22 protein-coding genes, 1 pseudogene and 1 riboswitch are annotated in these 21,086 nt (G+C 36.3%); of the genes and pseudogenes, 14 read left to right on the top strand and 9 right to left on the bottom strand.

Translation table 11 applies throughout. The features are described 5' to 3' along the window. The first annotated feature begins 5 nt into the window (after positions 1-5). Positions 6-653 (top strand): annotated as a pseudogene (locus tag GFJ36_RS27630) (response regulator). A 190-nt stretch (positions 654-843) separates the two neighbouring features. Beyond that, the gene (locus GFJ36_RS27625; protein ID WP_000246726.1) at positions 844-1,470 is read left to right on the top strand and encodes an FMN-dependent NADH-azoreductase; all 627 of its coding nucleotides are present in this window, start codon (positions 844-846) and stop codon (positions 1,468-1,470) included. Positions 1,471-1,532: 62 nt separating this feature from the next. Here GFJ36_RS27625 and GFJ36_RS27620 read toward each other — a convergent pair whose 3' ends face one another. Continuing rightward, positions 1,533-2,204, bottom strand: coding sequence for a transcriptional regulator YeiL (locus GFJ36_RS27620; RefSeq protein WP_087981907.1), 672 nt, complete (start codon positions 2,202-2,204; stop codon positions 1,533-1,535). 106 nt (positions 2,205-2,310) lie between these two features. On the opposite strand from GFJ36_RS27620, the gene GFJ36_RS27615 reads away from it, so the two are divergent. Beyond that, positions 2,311-3,006, top strand: coding sequence for a YjjG family noncanonical pyrimidine nucleotidase (locus GFJ36_RS27615; RefSeq protein WP_048542774.1), 696 nt, complete (start codon positions 2,311-2,313; stop codon positions 3,004-3,006). Positions 3,007-3,046: 40 nt separating this feature from the next. Here GFJ36_RS27615 and GFJ36_RS27610 read toward each other — a convergent pair whose 3' ends face one another. Next, complete coding sequence (locus GFJ36_RS27610) at positions 3,047-4,279, bottom strand: chloride channel protein (RefSeq protein WP_088065060.1); 1,233 nt, start codon at positions 4,277-4,279, stop codon at positions 3,047-3,049. A gap of 314 nt (positions 4,280-4,593) precedes the next feature. Next, a riboswitch (SAM riboswitch) is annotated at positions 4,594-4,698 on the top strand. 92 nt (positions 4,699-4,790) lie between these two features. On the opposite strand from GFJ36_RS27610, the gene GFJ36_RS27605 reads away from it, so the two are divergent. From GFJ36_RS27605 to GFJ36_RS27595, 3 genes are all read left to right on the top strand, one after another. Continuing rightward, positions 4,791-6,089 (top strand): bifunctional O-acetylhomoserine aminocarboxypropyltransferase/cysteine synthase, encoded by a 1,299-nt coding sequence (locus GFJ36_RS27605; protein WP_097890091.1) that lies wholly within the window; start codon positions 4,791-4,793, stop codon positions 6,087-6,089. Further along, positions 6,073-6,978: a homoserine O-acetyltransferase MetA gene (gene metA / locus GFJ36_RS27600; protein ID WP_048542768.1), complete on the top strand. Its 906-nt coding sequence runs from the start codon at positions 6,073-6,075 to the stop codon at positions 6,976-6,978. Before GFJ36_RS27605 ends, metA begins: the two co-directional genes overlap by 17 nt. 141 nt (positions 6,979-7,119) lie before the next feature. Then, positions 7,120-8,415, top strand: a complete 1,296-nt coding sequence (locus tag GFJ36_RS27595; RefSeq protein ID WP_088608209.1) for a homoserine dehydrogenase — start codon at positions 7,120-7,122, stop codon at positions 8,413-8,415. A 30-nt stretch (positions 8,416-8,445) separates the two neighbouring features. Here the strand turns inward: GFJ36_RS27595 and GFJ36_RS27590 are convergent, their stop codons facing one another. Next, positions 8,446-9,072, bottom strand: a complete 627-nt coding sequence (locus GFJ36_RS27590) for a YczE/YyaS/YitT family protein (protein WP_088065058.1) — start codon at positions 9,070-9,072, stop codon at positions 8,446-8,448. A 98-nt stretch (positions 9,073-9,170) separates the two neighbouring features. Here GFJ36_RS27590 and GFJ36_RS27585 point away from each other — a divergent pair, with 98 nt between their 5' ends. Genes GFJ36_RS27585 through GFJ36_RS27565 form a run of 5 tightly spaced genes read left to right on the top strand, consistent with a single transcriptional unit; the run spans position 9,171 to position 13,636 of the window. Next, entirely contained in the window at positions 9,171-10,148 is a 978-nt protein-coding gene (locus tag GFJ36_RS27585) for a LacI family DNA-binding transcriptional regulator (RefSeq protein WP_088065057.1), read from the top strand. 10 nt (positions 10,149-10,158) lie between these two features. Then, positions 10,159-11,040, top strand: a complete 882-nt coding sequence (locus GFJ36_RS27580) for an SGNH/GDSL hydrolase family protein (protein WP_176546129.1) — start codon at positions 10,159-10,161, stop codon at positions 11,038-11,040. Next, positions 11,037-11,954 carry an ABC transporter ATP-binding protein gene (locus tag GFJ36_RS27575; protein ID WP_088608211.1) on the top strand — a complete coding sequence of 306 codons (918 nt, stop codon included), beginning with the start codon at positions 11,037-11,039 and terminating at the stop codon, positions 11,952-11,954. Before GFJ36_RS27580 ends, GFJ36_RS27575 begins: the two co-directional genes overlap by 4 nt. Then, positions 11,947-12,939 carry an ABC transporter permease subunit gene (locus tag GFJ36_RS27570; protein ID WP_088608212.1) on the top strand — a complete coding sequence of 331 codons (993 nt, stop codon included), beginning with the start codon at positions 11,947-11,949 and terminating at the stop codon, positions 12,937-12,939. The genes GFJ36_RS27575 and GFJ36_RS27570 overlap by 8 nt, the downstream gene beginning before the upstream one ends. 19 nt (positions 12,940-12,958) lie before the next feature. Next, positions 12,959-13,636, top strand: a complete 678-nt coding sequence (locus tag GFJ36_RS27565; protein WP_088608213.1) for a uracil-DNA glycosylase — start codon at positions 12,959-12,961, stop codon at positions 13,634-13,636. Positions 13,637-13,677: 41 nt separating this feature from the next. Here GFJ36_RS27565 and GFJ36_RS27560 read toward each other — a convergent pair whose 3' ends face one another. From GFJ36_RS27560 to GFJ36_RS27550, 3 genes are all read right to left on the bottom strand, one after another. Next, positions 13,678-13,971 (bottom strand): DUF3817 domain-containing protein, encoded by a 294-nt coding sequence (locus tag GFJ36_RS27560; RefSeq protein WP_000953389.1) that lies wholly within the window; start codon positions 13,969-13,971, stop codon positions 13,678-13,680. Between the two features lie 209 nt (positions 13,972-14,180). Continuing rightward, entirely contained in the window at positions 14,181-15,002 is an 822-nt protein-coding gene (locus tag GFJ36_RS27555; protein ID WP_087981923.1) for a Cof-type HAD-IIB family hydrolase, read from the bottom strand. Positions 15,003-15,283: 281 nt separating this feature from the next. Then, positions 15,284-16,567, bottom strand: a complete 1,284-nt coding sequence (locus tag GFJ36_RS27550; protein WP_141542727.1) for a purine/pyrimidine permease — start codon at positions 16,565-16,567, stop codon at positions 15,284-15,286. A 95-nt stretch (positions 16,568-16,662) separates the two neighbouring features. On the opposite strand from GFJ36_RS27550, the gene GFJ36_RS27545 reads away from it, so the two are divergent. From GFJ36_RS27545 to GFJ36_RS27535, 3 genes are all read left to right on the top strand, one after another. Continuing rightward, positions 16,663-17,655 (top strand): potassium channel family protein, encoded by a 993-nt coding sequence (locus tag GFJ36_RS27545; RefSeq protein WP_137034927.1) that lies wholly within the window; start codon positions 16,663-16,665, stop codon positions 17,653-17,655. A 6-nt stretch (positions 17,656-17,661) separates the two neighbouring features. Next, on the top strand, positions 17,662-17,949 hold the full coding sequence (locus GFJ36_RS27540; RefSeq protein WP_001167358.1) for a YwdI family protein: 288 nt from the start codon (positions 17,662-17,664) through the stop codon (positions 17,947-17,949). A gap of 65 nt (positions 17,950-18,014) precedes the next feature. After that, complete coding sequence (locus GFJ36_RS27535; RefSeq protein WP_000688322.1) at positions 18,015-18,383, top strand: DUF423 domain-containing protein; 369 nt, start codon at positions 18,015-18,017, stop codon at positions 18,381-18,383. A 31-nt stretch (positions 18,384-18,414) separates the two neighbouring features. Here the strand turns inward: GFJ36_RS27535 and gerQ are convergent, their stop codons facing one another. The 3 genes from gerQ to GFJ36_RS27520 all read right to left on the bottom strand — a co-directional run bounded on the left by gerQ (position 18,415) and on the right by GFJ36_RS27520 (position 20,740). Continuing rightward, on the bottom strand, positions 18,415-18,843 hold the full coding sequence (gerQ, locus tag GFJ36_RS27530) for a spore coat protein GerQ (protein WP_000068635.1): 429 nt from the start codon (positions 18,841-18,843) through the stop codon (positions 18,415-18,417). A 27-nt stretch (positions 18,844-18,870) separates the two neighbouring features. Next, the gene (gene cwlJ, locus GFJ36_RS27525) at positions 18,871-19,293 is read right to left on the bottom strand and encodes a cell wall hydrolase CwlJ (RefSeq protein WP_000538157.1); all 423 of its coding nucleotides are present in this window, start codon (positions 19,291-19,293) and stop codon (positions 18,871-18,873) included. Between the two features lie 175 nt (positions 19,294-19,468). Further along, a complete protein-coding gene (locus GFJ36_RS27520) occupies positions 19,469-20,740 on the bottom strand; it encodes a serine hydrolase (RefSeq protein WP_097890094.1) in 1,272 nt (423 codons plus the stop codon). Positions 20,741-21,086: the final 346 nt, after the last annotated feature.

The following is a 21,086-nucleotide window of genomic DNA, read 5'->3' as shown; positions in this document are numbered from 1 at the left end:
AGTTTGTGAAAATAAAAGTATTGTTAGTTGATGATCATACAGTTGTTTTAAAAGGATTAGCATTTTTCTTAAGTACACAGGAAGATTTAGCGTTAGTTGGAGAAGCAAATAATGGGAAAGAAGCGTTAGTGAAAGTAGGGGAGACGAATCCTGATGTTGTATTAATGGATTTATATATGCCCGAAATGGATGGTGTCGAGGCGACGGCGTGCATCAAAAAAGAATATCCAAATGTGAAAGTAATTGTATTAACTAGCTTTTCTGATCAGGCGCATGTTTTACCAGCGTTAAGGGCGGGGGCAAGTGGGTATATTTTAAAAGATGTAGAACCCGATCAGCTTGTTGAAGCTATTCGAAGCGCATATAAAGGTAATATTCAATTACATCCAGATATAGCAAATACTCTTCTCTCTCAAACATTACCTGTGGAAGAAAAGGAAGAAGAACCTTCTATTCAAGTGGATGTGCTAACGGCGAGAGAAAATGAAGTGTTGAAGCTATTAGCGTAAGGAATGAGTAATAAAGAGGTCGCTTCTGTTTTAGTTATTACAGAAAAAACGGTAAAAGCTCATGTAAGTAGTATTTTGAGTAAGTTGAATTTATCTGATCGCACGCAAGCAGCATTATATGCAGTGAAAAATGGAATTGTATAAGACAAAAGTCGTAAGACCTAGTTCGCCTTTAGAAGGTGGACTTTTTTTATGGAAAAATACGTCTATGTGAGGACGAAATTGTCTTGATATAAAGATAAAATATGTTTGTAAGCAACAAAACAACAATTACAAGGGATACCTTTTTTGAAAGCATATAACAACAGAAGAGTGAGTACTAGGAGGAAAAACAATGGCAACAGTTTTATTTGTAAAAGCAAACAACCGCCCAGCGGAACAAGCAGTTAGTGTGAAATTATACGAGGCATTTTTAGCAAACTATAAAGAAGCACATCCAAATGATACAGTAGTAGAACTTGATTTATATAAAGAAGAATTACCATATGTAGGCGTAGATATGATTAATGGTACATTCAAAGCAGGTAAAGGATTTGATTTAACTGAAGAGGAAGCAAAAGCAGTAGCAGTTGCTGATAAGTATTTAAATCAATTTTTAGAAGCTGATAAAGTCGTTTTCGGTTTCCCATTATGGAACTTAACGATTCCAGCAGTGCTACACACATATATTGATTATTTAAACCGAGCTGGCAAAACGTTTAAATATACGCCAGAAGGTCCAGTTGGTCTAATTGGAGATAAGAAGATTGCATTATTAAACGCGCGCGGCGGCGTATATTCTGAAGGTCCAGCAGCTGAAGTAGAAATGGCTGTTAAATATGTAGCAAGCATGATGGGCTTCTTCGGTGCAACAAATATGGAAACAGTAGTTATTGAAGGACATAACCAATTCCCAGATAAAGCAGAAGAAATCATTACAGCTGGTCTTGAAGAAGCAGCTAAAGTGGCAAGTAAATTTTAATTGAAAATAGAATCGTCACTCGAAAAAAGTAGCATTAACAGATAAACGTTAATGCTACTTTTTTATATTTTAAGTTCATCAGCCAGTTTTTCTAATTGAATTCGATCTTGTATGTAATAGGTTCTTCCGTCTTTTTTTAAGTAATTTTGCTGGCAAAACTGGTTTAATACGTATAAAAGATGGCGGTAGCTGACATTTAAGTATTCCGAAGCCTCGGTATGTTTTTCTGTATAACTGTTATTTTGTTCTGTTAATAGAATAAAAGCCGCTAATCGATTTTCGAACGGATAACTATTGTTTTTGGCGTAACTTTCTGTTCGGCTAATTGTTTTTTCGCCGATAAATTTACATAGTTTCTGTAGAAAGGTAGCATCTTGCAATAAAAGATGCTGACAATCTTTAAGAGGGAGCGCTAAGCACATACAATCTTCAATCACTTCCACCGTTTTCGTAACGGATTCCACGCCAATTAACCCTAATTCTCCAATGAACGAAGGTGCTTGAATAAAGTTAATTAAGGAGACCTTCCCGTTTTTGTGACTCATATATATTTTCGCTTTTCCGGAAATTAAGTAATAAAGATAAGGAACATCAACGCCTTCATTACATATCCTTTCTCTCTTTTGAAAGGAATGTAGTTCAGCATACGGTAAGACATTAAAAGAAAAAAGAGTATGGACGTTGTAAGTTTGCATGTAATGAGAGATTTCTTCGCTATTTTTGCTGACTTTCATATTTTCACCTCATGTTTAGTATGAGATATCTCCTATTATGTTTACAAGAAGGAATGATACGATTTACGTAAATTTGTTTTTGTAGAAAAGAGAGTGTGAAGGGCTTATGAAAAAATATAAAACATTGCTATTTGATGTAGATGATACATTGTTAGATTTTCAGAAGGCGGAGAAAATGGCGTTACGTATGCTGTTTGAAGAGAAAGGGATTCCTCTAACTAGCGAGGTTGAAGGGCACTATAAAAAAATTAATAAAAGTCTTTGGGATGCTTTTGAGGAAGGTGAAATGAACCGTGATGAAGTTGTAAATACGCGGTTTTCAATTTTGTTTAAAGAGTACGGGGAAGAAGTAGATGGAGTATTATTCGAAAATAATTATCGTAGCTACTTAGAAGAAGGAGACCAACTTATGCAAGGTGCGTTTGAATTTATAAGTCAAATTCAAAGTGAGTACGATTTATATATAGTGACAAACGGTATTTCTAAGACGCAAGATAAACGTTTACGTAATGCAGGATTACATGCCTTGTTTAAAGATATTTTCGTTTCTGAAGATACGGGATTCCAAAAGCCGATGAAAGAGTATTTTGATTATGTTTTTGAACGAATTCCTAATTTTTCCCCTGAAGAAGGGCTCATTATTGGGGATTCGTTAAGTGCTGATATGAAAGGTGGATATGTAGCGGGAATTGATACTTGTTGGTTTAATCCAGAAAAGAAATCAAATAATAGCGAGATTGTGCCAACATATGAAGTACAAAATTTTGAAGAGTTATACGCGTTATTGAAGCAACGTGTGTAATAAAAATAGGCAGTGGAACTTTTGTCCCTACTGCCTATTTTTATTCGTTTGCAGCTTCGTTATTTTTAGGAAGTGGAAATGCATTACCAATCGCTGCCGCTCCAAGCATCGGTAATAGTAAATTGAGCGGGAAAAACATGAGTAATAGTAATGTTATAGCAATTGGTTTTCTTAATGCATAGCTTGAAATTGCTGTCGTGACGATGGCTACCGAAGCGATTGGATCTATCGGGATAATGGAAGCTATAGCATATCCGATACTAGATCCAGCAAATATAATTGGGAAAATATGTCCACCGCGCCAACCTGTATTTAAACAAACGGCAGTAATACATAATTTTAAAACACCTGAAAGAAGTAGTACCCAGAAAGATAAATGACTCCATTCAACGACTAAATCTTTTAATTGATGTTCTCCTGAGAATAACGTGTACGGGAGAAAAGTTCCTGTAATTCCTAATAAAATACCACCGATAATTCCAAGTGATAGTTTGTATTCCCTGAAGGGATGGATTAATTTCTCTAATGTGAATTCAAATTTGAAATAAAAGAAACCAACTATAGCACCAATACTAGCAAGTGGTAGAAAGGCGATCCATTCATTAAGAGAAAGGGAACCTTCCCCAAAATCAACGATAAAGGATCCGCGATTATCGAATTTACTAAGTAATAAATAAACGGAAAAGCCAGCGAAAGTGGTAGCTAAATATACAATTGCTTTTTTTCCTTTAGAAAATTCGTTAATTTGCTCACCCTCATTTTCATTTGGAGCTAAATAACCGAATAATGGCGCGTTAAAAATTACACTTAAAGTAGCGCCAATTCCAACCTCTGTTAGTTCATTCATTCCTTTTAAGGCAAATGTAAAGCGATCCCCTACCCATGTACAAAGTCCACCGATAATTCCAACAAGTGCTGCTTCGGGACCTAAGCTAGCTCCAAATATTAAAACGATAATCGCAGTTAAAGTAGCTTTATGTACAAAACGGTATTCAATTCTACCAGTTTTTTTATATTCACCCATCACTTCCGGCATAAGACGTGGATATATGCCGAAGTATTTTTGGGTTAAACCAACGAGAATACCACCGATAGTTGTTACACAAATAGTGTAATACGGGGGAGAAGAGAAAATAGTAGGTAAGTATCCCCAAATAAAGTGAATGCCGATATTTATTGTAACTAAAAATAGCCAGACTGTAGCTCCTACTATAGAGCCTAAAAGAATGCCGTATAGGACGAGTATATAGTGCATGTCCTTTGTGTTTGTCATGTTATACCTCCGTTATGTAAGTTTTAATGTCGAAAGGATTAAATATGCTACTGTGAAAGGAATATGTATAGTATCTTTTTGAGAGGTGGGCTTATTCAATATATTGAGGTCTCGTGAGAATTTGAAATGTATACAGTTAAACTACTTACTTAATTTTATATAGTAATCGTGGGTTTTAAAAGGTCTTTTTCAAATGGATATGGAATATATTTCTTTTGTTATGCATGTCAAATTCTTTGTATTTAATTTAGAACATTCAGAAAAACTGTTTGACATTAGGAAATTATTGCTATAAAATCAACGGTAATTGCATAGTCTTATCAAGAAAAGGTGGAGGGACAGGCCCGATGAAACCTTGGCAACAGCCGTATAACGGAATTGTGCCAAATCCTGCAGGTAATAATCCTGAAAGATAAGAAAGAGCCTTTAGAGCGTGTTTTCAAACTGCTCCTTTCTTGTTTTCAGGAAAGGAGCAGTTTTTTATTTTGTATAAAAGAAAGGAGAATGAGAGATGGGAGAATCATGGGGAAAAGGAACAATTTGTGTGCAAGGTGGCTATACACCAAAGAATGGTGAACCGCGTGTTTTGCCACTTTATCAAAGTACAACGTATAAATACGATACTTCAGATGATTTAGCAGCGCTATTTAATTTAGAGGCAGAAGGATATATATATACGCGTATTGGAAATCCTACTTTAGCTGCATTTGAGCAAAAGTTAGCGGATTTAGAGGGTGGTGTAGGAGCTGTTGCAACGGCTTCTGGGCAGGCTGCTATTATGCTTGCTGTTTTAAATATTTGTAGTAGCGGAGACCACTTGCTTTGTTCTTCCACAGTTTATGGCGGAACGTTTAATTTATTTGGAGTGAGTTTGCGTAAGCTTGGTATTGACGTTACGTTCTTTAATCCGAATTTAAGTGTTGATGAAATTGTGGCCCTTGCTAATGATAAGACGAAACTTGTTTATGCAGAGTCGTTAGGAAATCCAGCGATGAACGTTTTAAATTTCAAAGAATTTTCAGATGCAGCGAAAGAGTTAGAAGTACCTTTTATCGTGGATAATACATTAGCAACTCCTTATTTATGCCAAGCATTTGAGCACGGAGCAAATATTATCGTTCATTCTACGACGAAATATATTGATGGTCATGCAAGCTCTTTAGGCGGCATTGTCATTGACGGAGGGAACTTTGATTGGACAAATGGGAAATATCCTGAACTTGTTGAACCGGATCCAAGTTATCACGGCGTAAGTTACGTTCAAAATTTTGGTGCAGCAGCGTATATTGTGAAGGCACGTGTTCAATTATTAAGAGACTATGGAAACTGTATGAGCCCATTCAATGCGTATATTAGCAATATCGGCTTAGAAACGCTACATTTAAGAATGGAGCGTCATAGTGAAAATGCTCTCGCAGTTGCTAAGTGGCTTGCTAACCATGAACGTATTGAATGGGTGAATTATCCGGGATTAGATAGCAATGAAAATTACTCGTTAGCACAAACGTATTTGAAAAAAGGTGCTAGTGGTGTTTTAACATTCGGCATTAAGGGCGGATTAGAAGCAGCGAAAGAATTTATCGCAAATGTAAAACTAGCAACTCTCGTAACGCATGTAGCGGATGCACGAACTTGTGTTATACATCCTGCTAGCACAACGCATAGACAATTAAGTGCTGAAGATCAGCGTCTAGCTGGCGTTACATCAGATTTAATTCGTTTATCGGTTGGTATAGAAGATGTTTCTGATATTATTGCAGATTTAGAAGCAGCGCTAGTCGGAGGCAAAGAACATGCCGATCATAATTGATAGAGATTTACCAGCTCGCAAAGTGTTGCAGAAGGAAAATATTTTTGTAATGACGAAGGAGCGAGCAGAAACACAAGATATCCGGGCATTGAAAATTGCTATCTTAAATTTAATGCCTACAAAGCAAGAAACAGAAGCGCAATTACTTCGTTTAATTGGCAACACACCGTTGCAATTAGATGTTCACTTACTTCATATGGAATCACATTTGTCTCGCAATGTAGCGCAGGACCATTTAACGAGTTTCTATAAAACATTTCGTGATATTGAGAATGAGAAATTTGATGGACTTATTATTACAGGAGCACCAGTTGAAACTCTTTCTTTTGAAGAGGTAGATTATTGGGAAGAGCTTAAACGTATTATGGAGTATTCAAAAAAGAATGTAACATCTACGCTTCATATTTGTTGGGGGGCACAGGCTGGCTTGTATCATCATTATGGTGTTCCAAAGTATCCTCTTAAGGAAAAAATGTTCGGTGTATTTGAACATGAAGTTCGAGAGCAACATGTGAAATTGTTACAAGGGTTTGATGAATTGTTTTTTGCCCCGCATTCTCGTCATACAGAAGTACGAGAGAGTGATATTAGAGAGGTGACAGACTTAACATTATTAGCAAATTCTGAGGAAGCAGGTGTTCACCTTGTCATTGGGCAAGAAGGAAGGCAAGTGTTTGCGCTCGGGCATAGTGAATATAGTTGTGATACGTTAAAGCAAGAATACGAACGGGACCGCCAAAAAGGGTTAAATATTGATGTGCCGAAAAATTATTTTAAGCATAATAATCCAAATGAGAAACCACTTGTAAGGTGGAGAAGCCATGGGAATCTATTATTCTCTAATTGGCTGAATTATTACGTGTATCAAGAAACCCCTTATGTATTATAAAAAAAGATTGTGTAACACGTGGCAACGTTTTCTTTGTAAAGATTAACTTATATTTTTCCGAATGTTCAAAAAACATTGTTTTTCAGATTTTTTACTCATATAATTTCATCTAAACACAATTTTTGAGGGGTGGACAGTATTATGAAAGAAATTCAAGTTGGTTTATTAGGTCTTGGGACAGTTGGGAGTGGTGTAGTTCGTATCATTACAGATCATCAAGAGCGGCTTATCCACCAAGTAGGTTGTCCTGTAAAAGTAACGAAAGTACTAGTACAAAATATTGAAAAAGAGAGAGAGGTAGAGGTACCTTCTACTCTATTAACACAAGATGCAAATGAAATTTTAGATAATCCAAATATTGACGTTGTCATCGAAGTGATGGGTGGCATTGATGATGCAAAAGCATATATTTTGCAAGCCTTACAGAGCGGGAAGCATGTTGTGACTGCCAATAAAGATTTAATGGCGTTACATGGGGCGGAACTCTTAGCGGTAGCAAAAGATAATAAAGCAGATTTGTTTTATGAAGCAAGTGTAGCCGGAGGGATTCCGATTTTACGAAGTATCGTAGAAGGACTTTCTTCAGATCTTATTACGAAAGTAATGGGAATTGTAAATGGAACGACAAATTTTATTTTGACGAAAATGTCAGATGAAGGGAGAGCATATAACGACGTGTTAAAAGAAGCCCAACAACTTGGATTTGCAGAAGCAGATCCAACATCAGATGTGGAAGGTTTAGATGCAGCGAGAAAAATGACGATTTTGGCTACCCTTGGTTTTTCTACAAATGTAGAGCTTGGAGATGTGAAGGTAAAAGGGATTACTTCTATTACAGAAGAAGATATTGAATACAGTAAGAGTTTAGGATACACGATTAAATTAATCGGTCTTGCGAAGCGAGATGGTGAAAAATTAGAGGTGACGGTTGAACCGACACTACTTCCAAATACACATCCTCTTGCGGCCGTACAAAACGAATATAACGCTGTATATGTGTATGGTGAAGCGGTCGGAGAAACGATGTTTTATGGACCAGGTGCAGGAAGTTTACCGACAGCAACAGCTGTTGTTTCAGATTTAGTAGCTGTAATGCAAAATATTAGATTAGGTGTAAACGGAAATAGTGCGGTATCCCCGCAGTATAAAAAAGTATTAAAAGAGCGAGAAGAAATTGTTGTGAAGAAATTTTTAAGACTTCATGTAAAAGATGAAATTGGTGTATTTGCAAAAATTACTTCATTATTCTCTGAGCGTGGCGTTAGCTTTGAAAAGATTATTCAAATGCCGCTTGAAGAGAAAGGGAAGGCTGAAATTGTAATTGTGACGCATCGTGCGTCTCTTGCTGATTATGATTATATTCTACATACGTTGCAAGGGTATGAAGAAATAGATTGTTTGAAAGCAAACTATCGAATTGAAGGGGATGCTAAGTAGTATCTCTTCTCATAAAACAGAAAGAGCCTGTTAAGCAGCTTGCTTAATAGGCTCTTTTCTATTTAAAATCTTCGTACCAATTTGAATAAATGCTTGGATAATCCAGCCTGTTGTAAAGGATAAGATGATTGTTCCAAAATAGATAGGTCCATCTAATAGGAAGCTTAATGTTAAAAATAAAAACGCTAACGAAATTTCTGTTCTTCTAAATGTCCATTTCTTTTTCTCAGCAACCGTTAAAACGAAAGCTTCTTGAGGTGCTGCGCAAAGGTTTGTAGAGACGTAAAGACCAATCCCAGCTCCAACGAATAGATTTCCGCAAATAAGTGTTATATATTTTGGAAGAGAACGGATAGCGTCCATAATAGTTGGAATGGAACCAATCCAATCAACAAAAAGAGAAATAAGAACCATCGTTACAATTGTACCAATTGTTATTTGTTTTTTATTCCAAAAGAGTACGATAAGAGTAAATGCAAAGTTAATCATGAAAATCCAAAAACCGATACTTATCCCGAAATTTTGATATAGTGCAATAAAGAAGGAATCATAAGGGCTAAGTCCAAAGGAAGTAATTGTCGTCATCATATTAATACCGATGGCGAGAGTGAGTAGACCGCCAATGAAAAATATATATTCTAATTTGAATCGAAGCATAGTTGTATATCCTTTCAAAATGTATTTGCTAGGAAAGGATATATTGTGGAAAGCTTACCAGGTCAAGGGAGAATTTTTGCAGGGAAGGGGAAAATGAGATGACGAATATAAGGAAGATTGCTGAGCTTGCTGGGGTATCTGTTTCAACTGTTTCACGTGTACTAAATAATCATCCATATGTGAATGAACAGAAACGAAAAGAAATTTTAGCAATTATAGAAGAATTAAATTATACGCAAAATGTGAATGCAATTCATTTAGTGAAAGGAAAAACGAATGTAATTGGCGTTTTATTACCGCACGTAAATGATCAATATTATAGCGCTATTATCGAGGGAATATCAAAGGAAACAGCAAAGAATAATTATAATATGATGCTTTGTCAGACGAATTATAGTGAGGAAAGGGAATTAGAAATTTTAAATATGTTAAAAATGAAAAAACTTGATGGGGTTATTATATGTTCGCGGGCGAATAGTAAGGAAAAGCTTGAAGAATATACGAAATTCGGCCCTATTGTTATGTGCGAAGAAATCGACTCGAATTTCATTTCGAGTGTGCATATTGATTACTATAAAGTGTTTTCGCGCGGAATGAAAAGCTTAATAGATGCGGGCCATACAAGTATTGGGTATTGCATTGGAAGAAGTAATAGCATTAATAGTCAGAGAAGAAAACAAGCATATGAAGATTCGCTTCAACAGATTGCTGTAACACCGATAGAGGCTTGGAAGTTTAAAGGCTGTTTTACAGTGGAAGATGGGCGTAATGTGATTAGGGAATGGACACGTATGTCAGTAAAACCAACAGCGTTTCTTGTATCTTGCAACCATATTGCCGCGGGGATGGTAACGGAAGCGAAAAAACAAGGCATTCGTATTCCGGAAGATATTACGATTATCGGTTGTGATGATCAAGATGTGGCAGATATTTTAGGCATTACGACGATTTCGTATTGTAGTAAAAATGTTGGTGTGAAGGCATTTGAATTATTATATGAAAAGATTAATGATGAGCAAATCGATATAAGGCACGTAGAGTTATTGCCAGAATTAGTACATAGGGAAACAACATAATAGATAAGGTTTGAAAATCGCTTTTCAAAATTGCGTTTGGTATAATTATGGACAATCTATGAGGGCTAAAAGGGGTTTTGATATGAGATCAAAAGTAGTAAAAGTAATTCTACTCATTACAATTGCATCTTTCTGTTTATTTGCATATGGCTTTGTTTCAGGTGTAAATGATGTATTAAATCCGAAAGCTTCAAATTTAATTAAAAAGACCGATGTAGTGGCAAAAGAGAAAAAGAAAACGGGAACGTTACAAATCGTTAGTTTAGGTGATTCATTAACACGCGGTGTTGGTGATAAAGAAGGAATTGGCTATGTTGGACGGATGAAAGAAGATTTACAAAAAGATTATAAGCAAAAGGTTGCATTAACAAACTTAGCTGTTAGTGGTGCAAAAATGCCCGACCTATTAAAACAAATTGAGAGTAGTGGCGCTCAATATTCAATTAAGCAAGCAGATGTAATCGTTTTAACAATTGGAGGAAATGATTTATTTCCAGGGTGGGAATCGCTTGAAAAGATAGATTTAGAAACATACCGTCCTGATACAGCGACGTTCCAAAATGAAGCGAAGAAAATAATAGAAGAAATTCGTAAGTTAAATACAGATAGCCCTATTTTTTGGCTTGGTTTATACAATCCTTTTGAAGATGTAGAAGATTTAAAAGGTTCTTCAAACATCGTTGTAGACTGGAATGCATCTTTAGAAAAATTAGCGATAAATGATAAAAATGTGTATATTACACCGACATTTGATTTATTCCAAAACCGTGGGAAAGATTTATTATACTCCGACCATTTCCATCCGAATGAAATAGGATATACATATATGGCGGACCGATTAGTTCAAAATGTTGCGAGTAAATTAAAACTAGAACAAGGAGGGGTAAAATGACGACGATACTTTCCGTACGTGACGTGAAGAAGGTAATTGGAAAGAAGACAATTGTAGAGAATATTTCCTTCGATGTAAAACAAGGGGAAGTGTTCGGCTTCCTAGGGCCGAATGGTGCCGGAAAAACAACTACAATTCGAATGTTAGTTGGATTGATTAAAGAAACAGAAGGCACGATTTCTATCGGCGGTTATTCTATTAAGGAAAATTTCAGAGAAGCGATGCGTCAAATTGGGAGTATCGTTGAAAACCCAGAACTGTATACCTATTTAACGGGATGGGAAAATTTAAAACAATTTGCCCGTATGTTAGGTGGTATATCAGATGAACGTATTATTGAAATTGCTCAAATGGTTCATTTAGATGAAAGAATTCACGATAAGGTAAAAACATACTCACTCGGTATGAAACAGCGTCTTGGTATTGCGCAAGCGCTTCTTGGAAATCCAAAATTGCTCATATTAGATGAGCCAACAAATGGTTTAGACCCAGCTGGGATTAGAGAACTTAGGGAATTTATACATAAGCTTGTGAAAGAAGAAAATATGAGTGTGTTTATTTCAAGTCATTTGCTAAGTGAAGTGCAAATGATATGTGATCGCGTTGCTATTATTCATAAAGGAAAGATGATAACAGTTGCCAAGGTTGAAGAGTTAATTAAAACAGCAAGTGATCGTGTAGAATGGATTGTTACACCGATTTCTAAGGCGAAAAATATGCTAGAAGATGCTGAGGAAGTAAGAGAAGTGAGTATAGAAGGTGATCGATTACTATGCCGCATGAATATCGCATCTATAAGTAATTGGAATAAACATTTTGTAGAAAACGGGATAGATGTACATAGCGTTAAGGAGCTTGTATTTACGCTAGAAGATTTATTTATTGAACTCACAAGGGGTGAGCAGCATGCGTGAATTTGCGAATCTAGTCTTAAATGAATCGGAAAAAATTTATCGTAAGAAACGTATTTTTGTTGTCATGCTTATTTTAGCAATCTTGATCCCACTTTTCGTGTATGCGCAGTATCGTGAAGTAGAAACGACACAAAAAAGGCTCGGTACGACGGATTGGAAAGTTTCATTACAACAACAAATTGTTGATTCTCAAAACCGCTTGAACAATTCTAGACTACCAGAAGAATGGCGTGATTGGCTAAAGGTAAGAGTGGAGCAGCAACAATATTATTTAGATCATGATATTAACCCGATGGCACCGGGTGCACCCACTTTTGTAAGGTCGTTTATTGAGCAAGGAATTACATTGTTTATTCCGCTTCTCGTAATGATTGTCGCTATCGATATTGTTTCAGGAGAGCGAAGTGATGGAACGATGAAGATGCTACTTACACGGCCGATTCGGCGCTGGAAAATACTTCTTAGTAAGTACGTGACGATGTTATTTTTCATTTCACTCATACTGCTTCTTGTCGGTTTGTTTGCTTACATATTATCTGGGCTTGTATTTGGATACTCGGGATGGAATTTGCCTGTTTTAACTGGGTTTGTTATTGATAAGGAAACGTTAAATACGAATTTTGTACACCTTATTCCGCAGTGGCAATACGTCTTGATGGCGTATGGGTTAGCTTGGTTTGTTGCTATCGTTGTCGGAACTATATCATTTATGGTTTCTGTTTTAATTCGAAATACACCAGCCGGTATGGGCGTTATGTTAGCCGCATTAATCGCAGGTGGCATTTTAAGCTCGTTTGCAACATCTTGGGAGGGTGCGAAATATATTTTTAGTGTGAATTTATCATTAACAGACTATCTATCAGGAAAATTACCTGCATTACAAGGCTTATCGATGGGGTTCTCTTTAATGAATTTAACGGTTTGGGCAGTTATATCCCTTATTATTTCGTTTGTAGTATTTACAAAACAGGATATGGTGAATTAATTGGACGGGAAGTGAAAGCATGAAAAATGTTTTAAAAAATGATTGGGAGCCATTATTGGCACCAGAATTTGAGAAAGAATATTATCGTAAGCTGGCTGATTTTTTGAAAGAAGAGTACAGTACACATGTTGTTTATCCAAGGATAGAAGATATTTTTAGCGCTCTAGAGTATACAAGTTATGAAAATACAAAGGTCGTTATTTTAGGGCAAGATCCATATCATGGACCGGATCAAGCACATGGTTTAAGCTTTTCAGTACAGCCCGGCATTAAAACGCCACCGTCATTGCTAAATATGTATAAAGAACTTCGAGATGAATATGGTTATGAAATCCCGAATAACGGTTATTTAGTAAAGTGGGCAGAGCAAGGGGTTTTATTATTAAATACGGTATTAACAGTTCGACAAGGTGAAGCCAATTCTCATAAGGGAAAAGGTTGGGAGCATTTCACAGATCGTGTAATTGAGCTATTAAATGAACGTGAAAAACCGGTTATTTTCATATTGTGGGGACGTCATGCACAGGCGAAGAAAAAGTTAATTACGAATACGAAGCATCATATTATCGAGTCTGTACATCCGAGCCCATTATCGGCAAGACGTGGTTTCTTTGGTAGTAAGCCATACTCTAAAGTAAATACGATTTTAGCTAATATGGGCGAGAGAGAAATTGATTGGGAAATTCCAAATTTGTAAATAAAAAAGGTAGTTAACAGTCGTTAACTACCTTTTTGCTATTATTGTTGTTCGTTCTTTAATTTTGCATCTAGTACAAAAGTACCGAATGGGATAACTGATGAAACAAATGCCCCAAGTGCCCATGCAATTGATTTGCGGTGTACGATTGTTACTTGAATTACCGCAAAGATGAATAGAATAAATAAAACACCATGAGCCATACCTGTAATTTTAACGGCTGTTGCAAATCCTGCAAAATATTTTAATGGCATTGCTACAAATAATAGTAATAGGAAAGAAATCCCCTCAATTAAGCCGATTGCTCTTAATCGTCCGATTGGTGTAGATAACATGAAGTAGCCTCCTTTAATGTATACTTGTATATAGTAAATTTGTATTCTTTTTCAAAATAAAATAGTCTATTTTGTTCCATTATATACAAAAAGAAAGTTTACACTACGAGAATAGTGCAAAGTTCAAAATATAGTCACAAAAGCATGAGAATTTAAATAAAAACCTATTTGAAGTGTTTGACTTCAAATAGGTTTTATGAGTGAAAATATTAAACAAGTGCTTCTCTTTTTAGTACGAACTTCTCTACAACTTTTGCAACGCCATCGTTCATATTTGTATCTGTTACGTAGTTTGCAATTTCTTTAATATCATCTGGTGCATTGCCCATTGCAACACCAAGACCGGCGAATTCGATCATTGCCTGATCGTTATAGCTATCGCCCATTGCGATAACTTCTTCGCGCTTAATGCCAAGTTTTTGAATCAGTTGGTTTAAGCTTGTTCCTTTTGTAACACCGGCTTCAGTAAATTCTAAGAAGAATGGTTTAGAACGCATAACACTTAATTGGCCTTCTAGTTGTTTTTGTAGTTTCTTTTCTACTACAACAAGTCGTTCAGCTTCTTTATTCATTAATACTTTTACTACAGGCTCTTTAACAGCAGCTTTAAAGTCATCTACTACAACAATTGGCATACCAGTAATATCACCCTCAATTTCAGTATAAGGATTATTTTCTTCTGTTACGATATCATCGCCAATATAAGTATGAATCCATACATCTTCAGTTTTACTAATTTCAAATAGGTTGTGAACGATTTCAGGAGATAGCGTACTACTAAAGATTTCTTCGCTTGTTTTACAGTTAATAATTTTTGCACCATTAAAAGATAGAATGAAACTACCGTATTCTTCTAAACGAAGTTCTTTCGCTACATTGCGCATACCAAATGTTGGACGTCCAGAAGCAAGTACAACTTTTACACCTTGCTCTTGTGCAGTCATTAGAGCCTCTTTCGTACGAGGTGAAATGGTATGGTCGTCACGTAATAAAGTATCATCTAAGTCTAAAACAATCATTTTATAAGTCATATTGAAAATTCCTCTCTTTGTTGAAATAGAAATAAAGTTTTATGAAGATATTGGGGAATATATAGTAAGACATCGAACTTCTTTATGTGAAGCTAGGAGAAGTTCTGTATTTTTAGTATAAATTATCACGAGCACATTGCCCATGATAATTTATACTGCTAATGCCCGATCGGTGAGAGCTAATCATTAGTAAAGATGAATAGCTCTCATTGATTAAAGTTTAACTTTATCATTATCGTAACAACTCTAAAGATAGAGTGCAATAATGGAAGTTTTCCAATTTACGATGGTTGTTTTTCTGTAGAACGAGAAAATAGTATTTCGAGCAAAATTGCCATTACAGATCCAAGAACAAGACCGTTACTTAAAAACGATGCTAGAAACGGCGGGAGTGTAGAAAATGCTCCTGCTGGAACAAACATAACTCCGACTCCTGTAAAGATTGAAAGACCTGCTACTTTAAATAACCGTTCTTTATCTTGTACTGTTTCGTATTCGCGAAAGGCAAGACCAATCATGCTTGCAAATACAGGGTAAATGGCAGCATATCCGACTGCGACAGGTATCGCCGCAAAGAATGAAGTAATCTTTGGGAATATACTAACGAAAATAATAAAGCTTGACCCTAACATAAATGGGAGTCGTTTATAAATATTAGTCGTTGCAATAAATCCTGCTGATCCAGAAATCGCGACAGGTCCAATAGCTGAAAAAAGGCCTCCTAGCAATTGATTTATTCCTGTTATAATACCAGCTTGTTTGAAACGATCTGGTGCTGCATTCTTTTCATACTTAGAGACAATCCTTTGCACAACGCGAATACTTGCTAACATATTTGTTAGAAGTAATAGTGTAACGAAAACTACCGTAATTGCCATGTTCCATTCAATACGAGGCATTCCGAAAACAAATAGAGACGGAAAACGGATTATATCTGTCACAGGCGTTACTGGATTTGATAATCCGAAGCATGCGAATAATATCCAGCCGAAGACGATACTGAAAAGAACGGAATATTGTCCAATAATAGGTAGCTTCATGATGAAAAAGGATAGTAAAATAACAATGAGTGAAAGGATAAATACGTCAGCTTGTACCTCTGTATGTTGTCCGTCAAGACCAAACATTCCCTTTAAGAAGGACCCGCTAAGTTGCGCGACGAGAAGAAATAAATATGTTCCAATTACTGTCGGTGTAAAATAGCGCACTAGTTTATCGATGAGTCCAAAAACACTAAGAATAATACAAATGATACCACTTAATAGGAAGGCGTACTGAAGTACTTTAAGCGTTTCGTTGCTGGATCCAAATAATACGACACCTAAACTTGCATAAAGAGAGAAAATGCCCCACCAAAGGCCTGCAGGACCTTCTTGAATAGGAAGTTTATGCCCAAATATAGCTTGCAGTAGGCCGGCAAAGCCAAGAACAAATAATGTTCTTTGTACGAATGCAATAGCTTCAGCGCCATCGAGACCATAATTAGTTGCGACGCTAATTGGTACAATAAGGCTCCCAGCTAAAATAAATAGCGCCCATTGTAAGGCGGAAAGAAATGTTTTCATTATATCAACCTCTTTCATAGATTCCGTATCTAGTATATATGTATTTCATTTCCACTGGCAAAGATTGTAGATAGAGAAAAGAGTTGAAACACGATATGAATGCACGGAAGCAATTATGGATAGCAGTTATATGTATGACCTTTGTTGTAATTCTAGGAACGTTAGGATTTATGGCGATTGAAGAGATTAGTTTGTTTCAAGCATTTTGGATGACGATGATTACTGTATTAACTGTTGGGTACGGAGATGCCGTTCCTGTAACACAGGCAGGAAAAGTTTTTGCGCTTCTTATTATACCTGTTGGTGTCGGTATTGTTACGTATGCAATTGGTGTAGTGGCAGCTATGATTATTGAAGGGAATTTATTTCATGCAGTACGGAGGAAGAAGATGGATAAACAAATAGCACAGTTACAAAATCATATTATCGTATGTGGTTGTGGTAGAGTGGGGCTTCAAGTTGTACATGAATTGCAAGAAAAGAAAATTCCATTTGTCGTCGTGGATAAAGATGAAAGTATATTAGAGAAGGAAAAACTTTTGTATGTACACGGAGATGCAACGGAAGATCAAGTGTTACATCATGCGGGAATTTCAAAGGCAGCCGGTTTAGTTGCTATCGTAGCAAATGATGCTGAAAATGTATTTATTACATTAACAGCAAGAGGGCTAAACGATGCAATTAAAATTGTGGCAAGGGCGGAAAAACCGGAAACTGAAGACAAATTAAAGCGTGCTGGGGCAAATAAGGTGATTAATCCATCTAGCATGGCAGGAATTCATATTGCAAAAGGTATTGCGAATCCGCTAACAGTTCATTATATTGATACAGTACTATATGGCGTGGAACAGTCATTTGTAATTGAAGAAATTGCAGTCGGCAAAGGTTCTATTTTAGCTAGTAAATCGTTACTAGAGAGTGATGTGAGAAATCAATTTGATGTAACAATTTTAGCGATTTTGAGAAATGGGGATGTTATACATAATCCAACGGGGCAGGAAAAACTACGAGAACATGATATGATAATAGTGTTTGGTTCAGTAGAGAAGCTAGGACAATTTGAGAAAGAACTACAAAGTAAGAGGTGACAAGGAATGCAAATATCGAGCGATAAGATTTTAAATAAAATGGCGAATGAAATTGCAAAGGCAAAAAGCAGTGAAGGGCAACAATCAAAAGCGCATTTATTAGTTGTGCGAGCGTTATGTGATTTATTATTAGATGAACAAGCTGAGCCTTCTATGTATAGAGAACCTGAGATTCCATCACAAGTAATTGGATCTCAGCCTATGACGACAGTTCAACCAGTTATGCCGGTTTCTGGAGAACCTGTGTATATAAAAGAAGAAGGCGCAAACGGTAATTCTTTATTTGATTTTTAGAAGATAAATCGTTTGGCTTATATGAAAAAATTGCTTATGATAAAGGTAAAAAAAGGGGAATTAAGATGAAAATTTTCTTTTTACTAGGTTGTATTGCGGCAGGGCTATCTGTTGCGTTAGGGGCTTTTGGAGCACACGGTTTAGAAAATAAAGTTTCTGCAAAAATGTTAGAAGTTTGGAAAACAGGCGTTACATATCAAATGTTTCATGCCGGTGGACTATTCGTAGTTGCTTTATTGATGGATAAAATTCAATCATCACTTTTAACTACTGCTGGCTGGCTTATGGTAGCTGGAATTATTATGTTTTCAGGCAGTTTGTATGCATTAAGTACGACAGGTATTAAGTTCTTTGGCCCAATTACACCTCTTGGTGGCGTAGCGTTTATTGTGGCATGGATCTTAGTCGGAACTGCAGTTGTAAAAGGGTTATAAAAAACAAAAGCTGGCATATGCCAGCTTTTTTTTATGGTCTTGGAGCATAAGTTGCTTGTTGACTAGGTAAATACATAATTTCTTCTGGGAATTCTACATAATCTAAGTAAATCATTAGTAGTAAAAAACGTTTCCCCGATTGCGGTTCACTAATAACGATGTGATCACGTCCAGCTGCCTCAATAATACCTGTATAAGATTGTGTACCGAGTGAACTACCACGCTCATAAGTCATTACTACGGTGGCTTGCTTGCCTTTGTTCAAGCGAAGAATATTTTCAATATACGACTGTTCTAATGGTAACATGCCTTGAGAGACGGCATATTGAGCTTGCGCAGCTTGTTGTTGCATCGCTTGCTGTTGTTGCTGTTGCTGTGGGGTCATTTGTTGCTGTTGTGCATAAGTTCCAGATGGTTGATAAAAACCTGTTCCATAATACGGGTTTTGTTGCTGTGCCATTCAAAAATCCCTCCTCGTTTTCATTCCTTAATATACGCTAGGGCAATCCCCGGCAGATGGTTGGAAGAAGCAGTGCTTTTTAAAACGTCCAGAGTTTTGTTGGTCATACCAAGTTGGTGGGCAAGGACCTTCAGGTCTAAAAAACCATAAGGCGAAATTTGCAGGCCAAAAACGTTGTCCTTGAATCGTTCGCCTTGCTAATGCGATATCTTGTTCTCTTGCACGCTGATAAAAATACCCTTTTTGCGTTGCCTCAAAACCGCCAGGATTTTGATAAACCATTTGACGTAAATTACGTATTTTTTTAAAATCTAAACAATTTCCGCGGACACGATTTACCCCTACGTTTCCGACCATTAACATTCCTTGTTGTCCTTCTCCTTCGGCTTCAGCACGCATCAGTCTAGCTAATAACTTTACATCTTCTTCGTTATAAGCAATAACACCCATTATGTGTCACCTCTCTTTTTGGAATACCTTGTGGAAAGAGGTTTATTTCTAGATGAAGTGTGTAACGATTACTAGTTCATACGTATGAGAAAAAGGACTCAGATATGACAACCAAACGAAGTTTTACATGGAGAGAGGAAAATAAAAAAAGCTAGCGTGAGCTAGCTTTCCATCATTAAAATACTTTAGACCATAAGTTTGAGAAGAAATCTCCGATAGAGCGCATTGTTAATACGAACCAATTTGCCTTTTCAACTTCTTCTGTCGTTTTTGCAGTAACTTTCATACTTTTACTACCGTCTAAGAAACCATATTTATCAGTTGATTCTAAAGTAATTGAGCCTACTTTGGCATCTTTCTTAATAGGAGCAACTAAATGTCCATCTTCAGCAAGAGATTTATCTACTTCAGTCCCAATTTTATAAGGATCTTTGCTACCTTTTTTCGCAATTACTGTTATTTCTTTTTCCGGTGTAACAGTCACTTGATCTTCTTTCCCTTTTACTACAGGAATTGTATTATTTTTATCTATTTTTAATTTTTGTTTCTCAAAGTTATTAAATCCGTATTCGATTAATTCACGAGATTCTGTGAAACGCTCGTCCATTGATTTTGTTTTAATAATTACTGAAATGAGGCGTAAGTCACCACGTTTTGCTGTAATAGTGAATCCGTATCCAGCAGTATCAGAACTACCAGTTTTTAAACCATCTGTTCCTTCATAAGAGAAAGCAGCACCTGGTAACATCCAGTTCCAGTTTTCCATACGAATTGGTTTCGGATGATTATCTGGGAAGTTTCTAAATCTTTGTTTTGTATCCTCTAGCATTTCTGGATACTTTGTAATCATTGCTTTTGAAAGCATACCCATATCGCGAGCTGACATGGAATTTTCTCCATTCGGATCCGTTCCCTCAGGGTGTTTTCCTTTTAAGTCAGCGTTATTTAACCCAGTAGCGTTTACAAATTTATATTTCTTTAACCCTAGTTTTTTTGCATGTTCATTTGCAAGATTCAAGAAATTCTTCTCACTTCGTGCAAGAAGTTCTGCTAAGGCAATACTAGATCCGTTTGCAGAGAAGATAACGATAGAATGATATAATTCTCTTACAGTATATTGACGTCCCTTTTCAAACGGAACGTTAGAGAATTCATTATTACGTGAAACTTCATAAGCATAATCAGAAATGTTTACCTTTGTATCCCAAGTAATTTTTCCTTCTTTAATTGCTTCTAATACGGCATAAACAACAATTAATTTTGACATACTAGCAATAGCTAGTAATTCATCTGGATTTTGTTCATGCAGTATTTTTCCTGTATCTGCATCAAATAAAAGTGCAGCTGCCGCCTCAATGTGTATTTTTTCTTCGGCATGGGATGTTGTTACTCCTAAGGAAGAAATTGGCAATAAAAGCGCTAGTAAAATAGACAAGATTTTCTTCATATAGATTATCACCTTCGCATCGTTATTAGCATGTAGCTCGTACCATTTTAGCATAAATTTGGATATAGAAAGGTTACAATTTTGTAAGGAAATTGAAAAGAATTTGTCGATTTTTGTTCGAATTTGCAGAGAAAGGAAGTATTTTGAGGAGAAATATAGAGGGTAATAAAAAAAGGAACGAAATTCGTTCCTTTTTTACGATTTGCCCCGCTATTTGCCGGGCAGTAAGATCCTCACCTAAAAATTAAGCGAAAGCAAAGAAGTTAGATGGGCGATCAACTGCTTGTAAAAGCCCGATTGGTGAAGGCTAATAATTAGTGGGGATGAACAAAACCCCCACTGATTA

Source organism: Bacillus sp. EE-W1 (assembly GCF_009760835.1).
Lineage (GTDB): Bacteria > Bacillota > Bacilli > Bacillales > Bacillaceae_G > Bacillus_A > Bacillus_A wiedmannii.
The sequence above is the reverse complement of the archived record's forward strand: the minus strand, read 5'-3'. Positions and strand labels throughout refer to the sequence as shown.

Bases quoted from the DNA above. Each gene is read 5' to 3' on its own strand.
- GFJ36_RS27585 (WP_088065057.1), top strand. From the start codon at position 9,171: ATGACGAATATAAGGAAGATTGCTGAGCTTGCTGGGGTATCTGTTTCA.
- GFJ36_RS27560 (WP_000953389.1), bottom strand. From the start codon at position 13,971: ATGTTATCTACACCAATCGGACGATTAAGAGCAATCGGCTTAATTGAG.
- GFJ36_RS27595 (WP_088608209.1), top strand. From the start codon at position 7,120: ATGAAAGAAATTCAAGTTGGTTTATTAGGTCTTGGGACAGTTGGGAGT.
- GFJ36_RS27625 (WP_000246726.1), top strand. From the start codon at position 844: ATGGCAACAGTTTTATTTGTAAAAGCAAACAACCGCCCAGCGGAACAA.
- GFJ36_RS27535 (WP_000688322.1), top strand. From the start codon at position 18,015: ATGAAAATTTTCTTTTTACTAGGTTGTATTGCGGCAGGGCTATCTGTT.
- GFJ36_RS27540 (WP_001167358.1), top strand. From the start codon at position 17,662: ATGCAAATATCGAGCGATAAGATTTTAAATAAAATGGCGAATGAAATT.
- GFJ36_RS27520 (WP_097890094.1), bottom strand. From the start codon at position 20,740: ATGAAGAAAATCTTGTCTATTTTACTAGCGCTTTTATTGCCAATTTCT.
- GFJ36_RS27555 (WP_087981923.1), bottom strand. From the start codon at position 15,002: ATGACTTATAAAATGATTGTTTTAGACTTAGATGATACTTTATTACGT.
- GFJ36_RS27570 (WP_088608212.1), top strand. From the start codon at position 11,947: ATGCGTGAATTTGCGAATCTAGTCTTAAATGAATCGGAAAAAATTTAT.
- GFJ36_RS27610 (WP_088065060.1), bottom strand. From the start codon at position 4,279: ATGACAAACACAAAGGACATGCACTATATACTCGTCCTATACGGCATT.
- GFJ36_RS27615 (WP_048542774.1), top strand. From the start codon at position 2,311: ATGAAAAAATATAAAACATTGCTATTTGATGTAGATGATACATTGTTA.
- gerQ (WP_000068635.1), bottom strand. From the start codon at position 18,843: ATGGCACAGCAACAAAACCCGTATTATGGAACAGGTTTTTATCAACCA.
- GFJ36_RS27575 (WP_088608211.1), top strand. From the start codon at position 11,037: ATGACGACGATACTTTCCGTACGTGACGTGAAGAAGGTAATTGGAAAG.
- GFJ36_RS27565 (WP_088608213.1), top strand. From the start codon at position 12,959: ATGAAAAATGTTTTAAAAAATGATTGGGAGCCATTATTGGCACCAGAA.
- metA (WP_048542768.1), top strand. From the start codon at position 6,073: ATGCCGATCATAATTGATAGAGATTTACCAGCTCGCAAAGTGTTGCAG.
- GFJ36_RS27620 (WP_087981907.1), bottom strand. From the start codon at position 2,204: ATGAAAGTCAGCAAAAATAGCGAAGAAATCTCTCATTACATGCAAACT.
- GFJ36_RS27605 (WP_097890091.1), top strand. From the start codon at position 4,791: ATGGGAGAATCATGGGGAAAAGGAACAATTTGTGTGCAAGGTGGCTAT.
- GFJ36_RS27545 (WP_137034927.1), top strand. From the start codon at position 16,663: ATGAATGCACGGAAGCAATTATGGATAGCAGTTATATGTATGACCTTT.
- GFJ36_RS27550 (WP_141542727.1), bottom strand. From the start codon at position 16,567: ATGAAAACATTTCTTTCCGCCTTACAATGGGCGCTATTTATTTTAGCT.
- cwlJ (WP_000538157.1), bottom strand. From the start codon at position 19,293: ATGGGTGTTATTGCTTATAACGAAGAAGATGTAAAGTTATTAGCTAGA.
- GFJ36_RS27590 (WP_088065058.1), bottom strand. From the start codon at position 9,072: ATGCTTCGATTCAAATTAGAATATATATTTTTCATTGGCGGTCTACTC.